Raw genomic sequence first — 12,170 nt, 5'->3', positions numbered from 1 at the left:
TAATTGTAAGATTGCTTTCCCGAACATTCGGGATTCCTCCCCGCAATGACGACTTTTAGAACGTAATTCTTCCTTCCAACTCCGGCCTCGGACCTCCGGCTTTTATGCTTATATTTGGTTTTTTAACCATAATGAAGCAACTCTACATCCTTATTTTCTCCATTTTTATTTCTTTTAACTTACAAGCCCAGGCCGTACTTGAAAATAATGCGGTTTATAAAATAGTTTACTTCCGCTCCGTTGATGGAAAGCCGAAAGAAGACCGTAATCCAACTGTGGTAGTGGCTTCAGCAAGCCAGAATTTAATTAGCAATACTGCTATTCTCGATCGTAAAGCAAAGTATCCTTACGAACAAAGCATTGTTAAGAAACCTGCACAAATTTTGTTTCAGGTTGCCGATTTAGGCATAGATAAGCAGATTGTAACAGCCGATAGCCTTGCAATTGGCAAGCAAACCTTTGAGTTGAGCAACGAAACAAAAGTAATTTTGGGTTATACCTGCAAAAAGGCTACTACGATTGTTAATTCCAATACAATAGATTTATGGTATACAACCGATGCCGGTATAAAAGCTGCACCAACCAGTTTGGGCCAGAACCTTGGTTTGGTTTTAGAGCAGGTGCGCAATGGCAATAGCTTTGTAACGGCTACAAAAATCGAAGAAGTTAAAAATTCGAAACCGATAGATCTGCAAAAAATAAGTGCTAAGCTTACCGATGCATTAACGTATAAAGATTTGCTTTGGAAAAGCAGGTTTACCACGTTAAGTGTTTTTAATAACGAAACGATCAATTTTATAGATAAACCACAATCGAACGATTCTGTATTCCGCTTTGCGGGAGGGACCGTGATTGCCAGGAAAGTTAAATTTCCTGAGCTTCAGTCCAGCCCCAATGTTTTTGTCGATTTAACCGAACAATCGAATGGCGATGCCTACGATAGAACAGGATCGGTATTTATCATCCCAACCGATAAACAGATCAGTTTAATGGATGCACTTAAAAATTCTGTTAAAGACCTGCCGGTTTACGACAATGGTAATGGAAAGAAATACCAGGGTGTTGTGGCTACAGCAAATTATAATCCCGTTATAGAGTTAATGCGCTTTTTTACCCCTTTCGGTGTTGGTAAATACAATAATTTAAAACTGAAGGATAAAAATTGGGCGGAGAAAGTTTATTACAGACAGGATGTTTCAGAACTGTTCCCACTCGTAAATGGAAAAGAAGTTTGGATAGCTGTTTTTGTTGGTAACTATGATAAGGGCGGTCATAAAGTTTCTTTAAATATAACACTGCACAATGGAGGAAGACAAAAAGAAGGCAAAGAAGTGATTTTGCCTTTATTTAATTCGACCAATGTAATGGAAATGGCTGGACAAGAATATGCAACTATGTTTAGCAGCGATAAGGGTCTGGAAGTTTCTTTCACTTTAGCAAAAGACCTAAAAGATGCAAAACTGCGCTATATTACAACCGGGCACGGTGGCTGGGGAAATGGCGATGAGTTTGTGCCACGGAAAAACACCATCTGGCTGGATGAAAAAGAAACATTCGCTTTTACGCCATGGCGCCAGGATTGCGGTTCATACCGATTATCGAATCCTGCCTCTGGAAATTTTGAAACGGGTCTTTCCTCGTCAGATTTAAGTCGTTCTAACTGGTGTCCAGGTACAGTTACCAATCCCGAATTGATAAGTTTAGGTGATTTAAAAGCCGGGCCCCATACCATAAAAGTAACCATCCCCATGGGTAAACCTGAAGGCTCGAGCTCAAGCGCATGGAATGTTTCGGGTTTGTTGTTGGGGGTTGAATAATTAATCAATCTGTCATCCTGAACGAAGTGAAGGATCTTTTTCTTGTCTCTTTTTTACCATGTAAAACATATAAGAGAATATAAGCTCAAATCGCCATATACGCTATTCCTTATCAAACTATCCAGCCCCTCCTTATTTTCAAGGAGGGGCTGGGGGGTGGTTCTATGCATCCTGCAACCCCTAAATAGCACCGCAAAACTGTTTTCTAAACCGGATTGAAGGGAAGATCCTTTTTTGCTGCCCTGAGCCGAGCTGGGGAGCAAAAAAGATCGTATCGGAAAGCCGGAGGAAACATTAAACAAAACCTACGGAACCCGCTTTCCAAAACCTTAAAAACGATTTTCGATTTTCCACAGGCTGCAAATGCCTGCCCACAGAGTCGTGGAGAGCGCTTTGAACCAAATTGTTTAATTTGAATTTAAAGATCTCTCCGCGACGGTCGAGATGATGAAATATACTCCGTGATTTCCGTGCCTCCGTGGCTAATACATAAATCGTCAGGTCATTAAAAACAAATTTCCCATCTCGAAATGTGAATAACCTCTCTTCATTCTATGAAATCATTTTTATTATATTTACGGCTGCCAATTTTTGTAAATAAATGAGTGAAGAATTAGATCAAAACGTAAACGAAGAGCACAAACATACCATAACCCCAATCAACGGTTTATACGAAAACTGGTTTCTCGATTATGCGTCTTATGTAATTCTCGATAGGGCAGTTCCGCACATTAACGATGGACTAAAGCCTGTTCAACGGCGCATTATGCACTCGCTTAAGGAGATGGATGATGGACGTTTTAATAAGGCGGCGAATGTAATCGGTAACACCATGAAATATCACCCGCATGGTGATGCATCTATTGGCGATGCGATGGTGCAGATCGGTCAAAAAGATTTATTGATTGATATGCAGGGTAACTGGGGCGATCCGGTTACTGGCGATAGTGCTGCGGCACCACGTTATATCGAGGCACGTTTATCAAAATTTGCCAACGATGTGGTATTTAACCCGGACACTACCGAGTGGCAGTTAAGTTACGACGGACGTAACAACGAGCCAATAACTTTACCTGTTAAATTTCCTTTGTTATTGGCGCAGGGTGCTGAGGGTATTGCCGTGGGTTTGGCTACGAAGGTAATGCCACACAATTTTATCGAATTGCTGGACGCCTCGATAGATGCGCTGAAAGGTGTGCGCCCCAATATATTGCCCGATTTCTTTACGGGAGGTATGGCCGATTTCTCGAATTATAATGAAGGACAGCGTGGGGGTAAAATCCGCGTTCGCGCAAAAATAACCGAGAAGGATAAAAAGACTTTGGTGATTACAGAAGTTCCGTTTAGCACCACAACGGGTTCTGTTATTGATAGTATTTTATCGGCCAATGATAAAGGCAAAATCAAGATTAAAAAGATTGAGGATAACACGGCGGCCAACGTAGAAATTGTAGTGCACCTGGCACCCGGTATTTCTCCTGATGTAACCATTGACGCGCTGTATGCCTTTACGGCCTGTGAGGTGTCTATTTCGCCAAATACCTGTATTATTCAAGGGGATAAGCCACTCTTTTTGAGTGTGAACGATATCCTGATTGAAAATACAAAACACACTAAAAATTTATTAAAAAGAGAGCTTGAAATCCGCTTGCACGAGCTGCAGGAGAAGATTTTCTTTAGTTCTTTACTTAAAATATTTATTCAGGAGGGGATGTACAAAAATCCTGAATATGAAAACTCAACCAATTTTGATACCGTAGTTGAGGTATTACACATTTTATTTGATCCGTTTAAGCCATCGCTTTACCGCGAAATTTTACCTGAGGATTTTAAGAAGCTGATTGATAAGCCAATGAGTAGCATCACCCGTTTTGATGTGAAAAAGGCTGATGAGCAGATGAAAAATCTGGAAGATGAAATTAAAGTGGTTAAAAATCACTTAAAACACCTTACCGATTATGCCATTGCCTGGTACCAGAAACTGAAGGATAAATACGGAAAAGGAAGAGAACGTAAAACCGAAATCCGTTTGTTTGATCGGGTAGAAGCATCGAAAGTTGCGTTGGCGAACGTAAAATTGTATATGAACCGCGAGGATGGATTTATTGGATCGGGTTTACGTAAAGATGAGTTCGTAGCAGATTGTTCGGATATAGACGAAGTAATTGTTTTCCGTGAAGATGGAAAATGCATCATTACCAAGGTAGCCGATAAAACCTTTGTAGGTAAGGGCATTATACACGCCCAGGTATTTAAGAAAAACGATGAGCGTACCATTTACAACATGGTTTATAAAGATGGTGCTAGTGGTACTTCGTATATTAAAAGGTTTGCTGTAGTTGGCGTAACACGAGATAAGGAATACGACTTAACCAAGGGATCGAAAGGTTCGAAGGTTTTATATTTTACAGCCAATCCGAATGGAGAAGCTGAGATAGTGAATGTAGCATTAAAACCGCACTCTAAATTGCGCAAGCTTCAGTTCGATCAGGATTTTGCAGAAGTGGCCATTAAAGGACGTGGCTCGCAGGGGAATATCATTTCGAAATATCCGGTTAAAAAAATCATCTTGAAGAGCAAAGGTGTTTCTACCTTATCAGGACTTAAAATCTGGTATGATGACTTATTAAAACGCTTAAATGTTGATGGCCGTGGAAAATACCTGGGCGAATTTGATGGCGACGACCGCATTTTGCAGGTACATAAAGATGGCTTCTATGAGTTGAGTTCTTTCGAATTGAGTAACCATTTTGATGACGGCCTGATCTTGATCCAGAAGTTTGATCCGGAGAAGATTTTTGCTGCAGTCCATTTTGAAGGCAAGGCACAAAATTATTTTATTAAACGTTTTGTATTCGAACTGCAAGCTAATGGTAGGAAAACCATTTTCATTAGTGAGGAGCAGAAATCGAGGTTGTTGTTCCTTACTTCAAATCCGGGAGCAAAAATTATTGTTGATGTTTTAAAGGGGAAAACCCAAATTCCGGAAACATTGGATTTAACCTTAGCAGAACTGATTGATGTTAAAGGACTAAAGGCAAATGGCAATAGACTGTCGCCGCACGATGTTCAAAAAGTAGTATTAGAAGAGCCTGAGATAGAAATTGAAGCGGTTGAGGAAACAACAACTAACGAGGGAGAGGGTACTGAAGAAGCACCAGATGAGGTGGTTACAAGTGAAGAGACGACTGCGGACGAGGAAACCGTAACAGAACCGGAAGTGCCGGTAGAGGTAAAAGAAAAACCTGTTGTAGCGCAGCCAAAACCAAAGTTCGAACGCAAAGAAGAACCTAAAGAAGTGCCTGTGGTGAAGCAAGAAAAACCAGAGGTAAAAGAAAAACCTGTTACTGTAGAAAAACCTGTGGTAGAAAAATCAAAGCCAGAAGCTGAACCTGTTAAAAAAGAAGAAGTTAAAGCCGGAGATAAACCCGAAGTGGAAGAAAAACCTATTAAAAAGATAGATTTCGAAATCACCAATCCAGATGATATCGATATTGATGATAAAGGTCAATTGGGGTTATTTTAGATAATAAACTTACCCTAACTAAAGTGTTTTTAATTTTATTCTGGTTAGGTTTTCTAAATAAACTTTGGATGGCAGACCATTTTTTTTAGCAGCACTTACCGCCATTTCCTGTATTTTGGTAGCCTTCTTAAAATCTTGCATGGCATAAAATAAATGCGCAAGGGTGTCGAAGTTATTTGGATTTGGATCTAGTTTAATGGATCTTTTACTCCATTTTATGGCTTTTAAAAGTTGCTCGCGATTTTGGGTGCCGGATGAATAAAAGTTCCAAGCCACCTCATTCAATCCATCTGGGAATGATTTTGCTTTCCATCCTGGCTTAAAACGTAATGTACTATCTGTTTTCTCCTGTAGCTTTAAATTTTCAATACTATCGATCCTAATGCTCATATAATATTTATCATAATGATCGGTAGCAATTCTAAAATAGTTGACGGTATCTTTAATAGAATTATAGTAAAAAAGCATTTTTTCATTATAGATTTTTTGGCCGTTATATTGGTTATTTTGCCATTGGTTTTTATGGAAATTGGCTGTGTTTTGGGCATCAGCTAAACAAATCGTTTTTATAGCAGTAACCATTGTATTATTTGAAATAACATTCAATATAAAAGCTCTTTTTGGTCCAGGCTCCTTTCTAAATATGCTATCTGTTATAACCCTATTTGCAAAAGCTTTTCTATAAGCAATTCCGTTAATGATTGGACCTGCTTCCAATATATATAGTACTGTTTGATAATCATCAAAAGATGCCGGACTTAATTTTTTAGCATATTGTTCAATATAATATGCATTATTCGTTACGCCCTGTTTTTTAAGTACATCTATCAATTGTTTTAATTTAGTTATGTCTGAAGTATCTTTTAGATAATCTTCTTTTGCTTTTTTAATGGTTGTTTGTTGAGCGGCTTCTTCTGCATTTTTCAATATATCTAGAAATCGTTCCTTTGATGCATCAAATTCTAAGCTTCTGTAAAACAACTCCATATTGCTATGTAAAAAAATATAGGTTGGGCACTCCCTGATATTGTAATAGTTAATTATAGCGCTTAAAGCTGTGTCGGTATAGTTTGTCTCGTATGTAACAAAAGCCTTGTTTATTTTATTTACCACTTCCGCATCATTAAAAAGTAGGTTTTGCCTTTCGTTGTTTGTGTTTTCTGAATTTATAATCACGAAAACACCTTTCTTTGAATATTGAGCCAAAAGTAGGGTGCTTTTTAATGATGGGTTGTAATTTAGTTTCTGTGCAAATAAAACAACAGGAAGTAAAAACAAAACAAATAGAGTGCGCAAAATTTTCATGATAATTATTTTCATAAAGATAATGATGTGGACTTGAAAAAGAAATTGATTAATTTATTAGCATTTTTAAACCTATATTTGCCTTGCTCAAAGGGGTGCTTTTTGATTCTGCAATTTCTGTTGCCATCAATTTGCTGAGATTATACCCATTTAGAGGTTTAAGCCAAAAGGTTTAAGGTATAGGTTTAACCTTACACCCTATACCTTAAACCTTACACCTTCTAATGAACCTGATGCGGGTAATGCCGCCGTAGGAAGAGGTTAAAATTTACAAAACTGTTTCGCCCCGAAAACGGTATCTAATTATTTTTACCGGCCGTAAGGCAAATTATTGTAAATGAATTTTCAAGATTGGTTTAAGCTTTTTCAGGAGCAGATTTTACACACCTCATTAATCGAATGGCTGGCTGTGGGTTTTGGCGTATCTGAAGTTTTACTGGCTAAGAAGAATAGTATCTGGCTTTATCCAACAGGAATAATTTCGATCCTGTTATCGATGTTTCTACTCTTAAATGTAAAGCTGTACGCAGAAACCTTATTGAGCATTTATTATCTGGTGATGAGTGTTTATGGATGGATAATCTGGAAGAAAAGAAAACAGGACGGAGAAAACCAGGTTTCATGGTCGAGCAATAAAGAATTAACCATTGCTGTTTTAATTTCTGTGATTGGTTTCGGCGTACTTTATCTTGTATTGAGGCATTATACCGATTCAGATGTGCCTGTTTTTGATGCCTTTGTATCTTCAACAGCATGGGCAGGTATGTGGTTGTTAGCCAAGCGTAAAATAGAAAACTGGATATTCCTGAACATTTCGAATATTGTGGCCATTCCATTGCTGTTTCATAAAAAGCTGCCACTTATGGCCTGTTTAACTACGTTTTTATTTACTGTAGCCATATTTGGGTTTTTAGACTGGAAGAAGATCATTAACAAAAGCAGACTCAAATTGGCTTAATTGCCTTCCTACGCAAAGCAAAAATAATCATGCAAGAAACATTAAATACTACCTGGCAGGAAAAAGTAAAAGCTTATGCAGCAATTTCTGAAGAAATGGGCAAACTTCATCCCGAAATTTTAGAACTTGCCTATCAGGAAAACTGGTTTAAGCTTTTTGTACCCAAAATTTATGGCGGACCAAACAAAAAACTTCCTGAAATTTTAAGATTGGAAGAAGAATTGGCTGAAGCTGATGGAAGTTTAGGCTGGACCATTACACTCTGTGCAGGTGCAGGCTGGTTTGCAGGGTTTTTAAATCCTGAATTGGCTGCAGAGATTTTTGCTGATCGTGAAGTTTGTTTTGCCGGGAGTGGTGCTGTAGGTGGTGTAGCCATTAAAACGCAAAGTGGGTATCTGCTTAATGGAAAATGGAGCTACGCCAGCGGAGCATTGCACGCTACTATATTTACAGCCAACTGCACGCTTAAAAGCGAAAATGGCGATGACATTTTGGATGAAAACGGAGAACCTGAAATAAAATCATTTATCCTTAAAAAGGAAGAAGTAAATATTTTACCCGGGTGGTCTTACTTTGGTTTAATTGCAACAGGCAGCCACGCTTTTGAAGTTTGCGATTTAAACGTTGACGAAAATAGGACCTTTAAAATTAACCAGCATATTGAAGTAGCAGATTCTGGCTTTGATTATCCCTTTTTGCAGCTCGCAGAAACCACGTTAACAGTAAATAGTTTAGGAATGACCAATCATTTTGTTAAACTGGTAGAACAATCTTTTTACTCGCGTTCTGGATTAGGGAGGTATAGCGAGGCACAAATTTTGTTTTTTAATAGCGAACTTAACCGTTGTAAAGAAGAAATACTAAATCTTCGTGCCAAATTCTACCATGCATTTGAGGAGTCCTGGAATCAGTTAATGGGCGATGGCGAAATTAATGAGGATACCTTAATTGAGGTGAGTTCAATCAGTCGTAAATTGGCCCATGCCTGTTGGAAATCGGCAGCTACTTTATTCCCGTACTGTGGTTTAGAAGCTGCAAAAAAGGAATCAGAGATTAATAGGGTTTGGAGAGATATTCATACGGCAAGCCAACATGCCCTACTTACTTTCGAAATTTAATTATTCCGAAAGCTGTGGTTTAATTTTATCTTTAAAATCAGTAGCAAACTTATTAAGTTTGGGCTGTATCACAAATGCACAATAAGGTTTTCCCTGATTATTATTAAAATAGTTTTGATGATAATCTTCAGCTTCGTAAAATTCTGCTATAGGAGAAACTTCTGTCGCGATGGGCTTATCGAAAATATGTTGTTGGGTTAAATCTTCGATCATTACCTCTGTCTGCTTTTTCTGATCTTCATTTTCATAAAAAACCACCGAGCGGTATTGCGTGCCAACATCATTACCCTGCCTATTTAAAGTTGTTGGATTATGGGTTTTAAAGAATACCAATAAAAGCTCATCGAATGAAATGATAGTTTCATCGAATGAGATCCGAATTACTTCTGCGTGTCCGGTATTGCCATTACAAATTTCCATATAGGTAGGATGCTTTAAATCTCCCCCCATGTAGCCTGATGTAACCTGGCTTACTCCATTTAACGTTTGAAAAACGGCTTCGGTGCACCAAAAGCAGCCTCCGCCAAATGTTGCTGTTTGCATATATATAACCTATCCAATTTTTAGATCAATCAAAAAAAGACATTTTTTTGATATTAAAGATTGGTTGAATGCCGATTATTCCTGTAAGTTTTAAGTAGGTGCTGTTTGGACAGCACTTTATGTTAATACTTCAATGTTCCTTAAGATTAGGTGATGTTAATTAACCACAGATAAAAAGGATGCACACAGATATAAATTGTTGTTTACCTGTGTGCATCTATGGCTAAAACTTGACTAGACAAAATTGATAAATAGACAGCAGAATGTATCTATAGCAGGAAAATAATGGATTCGGACTAAAGCGTTTTGGCTTTAATTTTCTTCAGCTCTGATTCAAGATTAGCTGTAGCGGTTTTTTCAATCTTTGCTTTATCTATTGCCATTTCTTGTGTTTTAATTGCCTCTTCAATATAGCCTAAACGGTAAAGAATGTGTGCTAAAGTATCATAATATCCTGGAATAGGGTTCAGCTCGATAGATCTTCTACTCCAAATCATAGCCTTACTAAGATAATTAAGATTTTTAGTGCCAATCTCATAAAACTTCCAGGCGGCGTTATTTAATTCGTTGGCGTATGAGTTTGATGGAGATCCAACACTGACAAATGATTGCGTGATTACTTTTGCCCCTTTAATTTTTTGCAAACTGTCTAATTTTTGTTTAGAAATGGTGTTTTTATGGGGACTGGAAGCTATATGTTTTTGGGTTAAGGCTTCACGATCTTTAGCCTCAATCTTTTTTATACTGTCGGCACTAATATTCATATAGAAATTATCGTAAAAATAACTGGCTGTTCTTACGTAGCTTGTGGTATCTTTTACGGTGCTGTAATACCATAAAATCTGGGTATAGTATACTTTTTCTCCTTGTGTGTAGTTTTTGGTCCATGTATTTCTTGCGAAATTAGCTGCAGAAAGTGCTCTGGGTGTATTTTTGTTTTTTGCAGCGTCAGCAATTGTATTCGAAATAATGGCATTATTGATTGCCGATCTTTTTTGGGGTAGTTCAGTCCTATATAAACTGTCAATAATCTTTCTATTAGTGTAAGCCAGTTTATAAGCACTTCCATCGCTATATGGGCCGGCTTCCAAAATATATAATACATTTTGGTAGTCGTTAAAATCGCCTATTTTTAAATTGTTTGCATACTGTTCAATAAGTTGTGCGTTGTTCGTAATGCCAAGTTTTTTCCTGGTGTCGATTAACTTTTTTAACCACACATTATTGCTCTTATCTGCATTGTATTTAGTTTCCAAATCAGAAATAGATTCTTCTTTTGCGGCCAATAAGGCATTATTAACCATTGAGATGTATTTTTTCTGATCGGTAGAGTTTCCGAAATCTTTAAAAAAGATGTCCTTGTTTGAATGCAGGAAAACAAATGCAGGAAAAGATTTGACGTTTGCCGCTCTAATGATCGACCTAATACTGGTATCGGTCATTGTAGTTTTATAAACGATAAAGTTTTCATTAATTCTGTTTGTAACCTCAGGTTCTTCTAGAGCCGATTTAAAATTAACTTTTACATTAGAGGGCAAATTGGCTGGTCTTGATATTCCGCTTACATTTATAATTAGCAGTACAGGCTTTTTGGATAAGGACGATTGTTCAAAAGCCGTTTTTAAAGATTTTGAGGTTTTAAGTTCTTGAGCTAGACCTGAGGTACAAGCTACGAAAAGGGCGCATGCAAGCGCAATAAGGTTTTTCATTTTGAGAGCGGATTATGTGGTTAAATTAATAACGCCCGCAATTTTGGTCGCGGGCGTTTGGTATACTATTGATATTGAATGTATATCGGTTTTGGTGTAAGCTTTAACAGTTCTTCTGGAGTCATCAAACGTTTCGGATCTTTCTTTAAATCATTTTTGTAAAACAATTTAAAGCCTGTAAACTGTACAGGTTCTCCCTGAATGAAATGGCGATAGGTTCCTTTTTTCAATTCCGGTTCACCCCATCCATCCATATGCATTACCACCTGCACTTCAGGGCGTAATTTAATATTAGGCGAATTGGTTACCATCTTCTTCGTAAAACGGTGCAATACAAATACTTTTGGAGGCAAATTATATTTTTTAACAATATCTGCTAAATATCCGGTTACATAATTAATATCGGCAGCATCGTAGGTGCCGATCTTTCTACCTGGTAATGATCCGTCTTTCATCGAAAATTCTGGATCGATACCTAAGTGAACGTATGGCAATTCTAGGTATTTTGCAATATGAGGCAATTCTGCTTTTATCGTGCTTAAAGCTACCTGAAGATCTAAAAATACAATGGTGTTAGGTTGCATTTTGGCAATTTTTAAAACAGAATCAATCTGTTTATTGCCCATTCTGTTGATGTATTTTCCATCTTTCCCCGGTGTTCCACTTGCTACTGCAGCAATATAGTGTAATCCTGGTTGTACAGGGGTAGAAGGATCAGCTTTTTCCCAATGTTTAACCTCCGCATTTAAGCGCTTCCACATTTCTTTAGGTGCATATTCGCCAAGCGCACCCATTTTTTTCGAATGCAGGTTTCCATAATAAACAACTATGCGTTTAAAAGGTAATATGGCTCCTGCTAAAGGATATGGTTGTTTTTTTACTGGCCATCTTCCGGTAGTATCTCCGTTTGCCAGTTTTTTTACTAAAGAATCGTAAAGCTTTGGATCAACCGGTTTCATTACGTTTACAGTTGAGTCCATTTTCTTTTTAGTTGAATCAGAAGAAAAGATTTTACCGATACCGCCACTGCTCTTACCGTCTGAATTACAGTTGGCAAATAAGCTGATTGCGGCAAAACCAAGTATTAGTGTGCCTGCTAATTGAGGAAATTTCATAGATATTATATAGATAATTAAAGTTTAGACAGTTTCCGAATCTGTTTTGATGAAAGTAGGGTGGAAATCTGGTAGTTTA

8 protein-coding genes are annotated in these 12,170 nt (G+C 37.7%); 4 read left to right on the top strand and 4 right to left on the bottom strand.

The window, feature by feature from the left end; genetic code table 11:
* Positions 1-131: 131 nt before the first annotated feature.
* Complete coding sequence (locus ACTJKN_RS19425; protein ID WP_440827379.1) at positions 132-1,817, top strand: PNGase F N-terminal domain-containing protein; 1,686 nt, start codon at positions 132-134, stop codon at positions 1,815-1,817.
* A 601-nt stretch (positions 1,818-2,418) separates the two neighbouring features.
* Positions 2,419-5,343, top strand: coding sequence for a DNA gyrase/topoisomerase IV subunit A (locus ACTJKN_RS19420; protein WP_440827378.1), 2,925 nt, complete (start codon positions 2,419-2,421; stop codon positions 5,341-5,343).
* Positions 5,344-5,361: 18 nt separating this feature from the next.
* Here the strand turns inward: ACTJKN_RS19420 and ACTJKN_RS19415 are convergent, their stop codons facing one another.
* A complete protein-coding gene (locus ACTJKN_RS19415; RefSeq protein ID WP_440827377.1) occupies positions 5,362-6,648 on the bottom strand; it encodes a hypothetical protein in 1,287 nt (428 codons plus the stop codon).
* Between the two features lie 337 nt (positions 6,649-6,985).
* On the opposite strand from ACTJKN_RS19415, the gene pnuC reads away from it, so the two are divergent.
* Both pnuC and ACTJKN_RS19405 read left to right on the top strand, forming a co-directional pair.
* Positions 6,986-7,606 carry a nicotinamide riboside transporter PnuC gene (pnuC, locus tag ACTJKN_RS19410; RefSeq protein WP_029275787.1) on the top strand — a complete coding sequence of 207 codons (621 nt, stop codon included), beginning with the start codon at positions 6,986-6,988 and terminating at the stop codon, positions 7,604-7,606.
* Positions 7,607-7,635: 29 nt separating this feature from the next.
* Positions 7,636-8,724, top strand: coding sequence for an acyl-CoA dehydrogenase (locus ACTJKN_RS19405; RefSeq protein WP_440827376.1), 1,089 nt, complete (start codon positions 7,636-7,638; stop codon positions 8,722-8,724).
* Here the strand turns inward: ACTJKN_RS19405 and msrA are convergent, their stop codons facing one another.
* The 3 genes from msrA to ACTJKN_RS19390 all read right to left on the bottom strand — a co-directional run bounded on the left by msrA (position 8,725) and on the right by ACTJKN_RS19390 (position 12,091).
* Entirely contained in the window at positions 8,725-9,267 is a 543-nt protein-coding gene (msrA, locus tag ACTJKN_RS19400; protein ID WP_440827375.1) for a peptide-methionine (S)-S-oxide reductase MsrA, read from the bottom strand.
* A gap of 296 nt (positions 9,268-9,563) precedes the next feature.
* Positions 9,564-10,976, bottom strand: a complete 1,413-nt coding sequence (locus ACTJKN_RS19395; RefSeq protein WP_440827374.1) for a hypothetical protein — start codon at positions 10,974-10,976, stop codon at positions 9,564-9,566.
* Between the two features lie 65 nt (positions 10,977-11,041).
* The gene (locus tag ACTJKN_RS19390) at positions 11,042-12,091 is read right to left on the bottom strand and encodes a hypothetical protein (RefSeq protein ID WP_440827373.1); all 1,050 of its coding nucleotides are present in this window, start codon (positions 12,089-12,091) and stop codon (positions 11,042-11,044) included.
* Positions 12,092-12,170: the final 79 nt, after the last annotated feature.

It is taken from the genome of Pedobacter sp. 22163, assembly GCF_052045595.1.
Classification (GTDB): Bacteria; Bacteroidota; Bacteroidia; order Sphingobacteriales; family Sphingobacteriaceae; genus Pedobacter.
Note: the sequence above shows the minus strand (reverse complement) of the source record. Positions and strands in the feature narration are given on the sequence as shown.

Coding starts and splice junctions, on each gene's coding strand:
- ACTJKN_RS19425 (WP_440827379.1), top strand. CDS start 132: ATGAAGCAACTCTACATCCTTATTTTCTCCATTTTTATTTCTTTTAAC.
- ACTJKN_RS19420 (WP_440827378.1), top strand. CDS start 2,419: ATGAGTGAAGAATTAGATCAAAACGTAAACGAAGAGCACAAACATACC.
- ACTJKN_RS19415 (WP_440827377.1), bottom strand. CDS start 6,648: ATGAAAATTTTGCGCACTCTATTTGTTTTGTTTTTACTTCCTGTTGTT.
- pnuC (WP_029275787.1), top strand. CDS start 6,986: ATGAATTTTCAAGATTGGTTTAAGCTTTTTCAGGAGCAGATTTTACAC.
- ACTJKN_RS19405 (WP_440827376.1), top strand. CDS start 7,636: ATGCAAGAAACATTAAATACTACCTGGCAGGAAAAAGTAAAAGCTTAT.
- msrA (WP_440827375.1), bottom strand. CDS start 9,267: ATGCAAACAGCAACATTTGGCGGAGGCTGCTTTTGGTGCACCGAAGCC.
- ACTJKN_RS19395 (WP_440827374.1), bottom strand. CDS start 10,976: ATGAAAAACCTTATTGCGCTTGCATGCGCCCTTTTCGTAGCTTGTACC.
- ACTJKN_RS19390 (WP_440827373.1), bottom strand. CDS start 12,091: ATGAAATTTCCTCAATTAGCAGGCACACTAATACTTGGTTTTGCCGCA.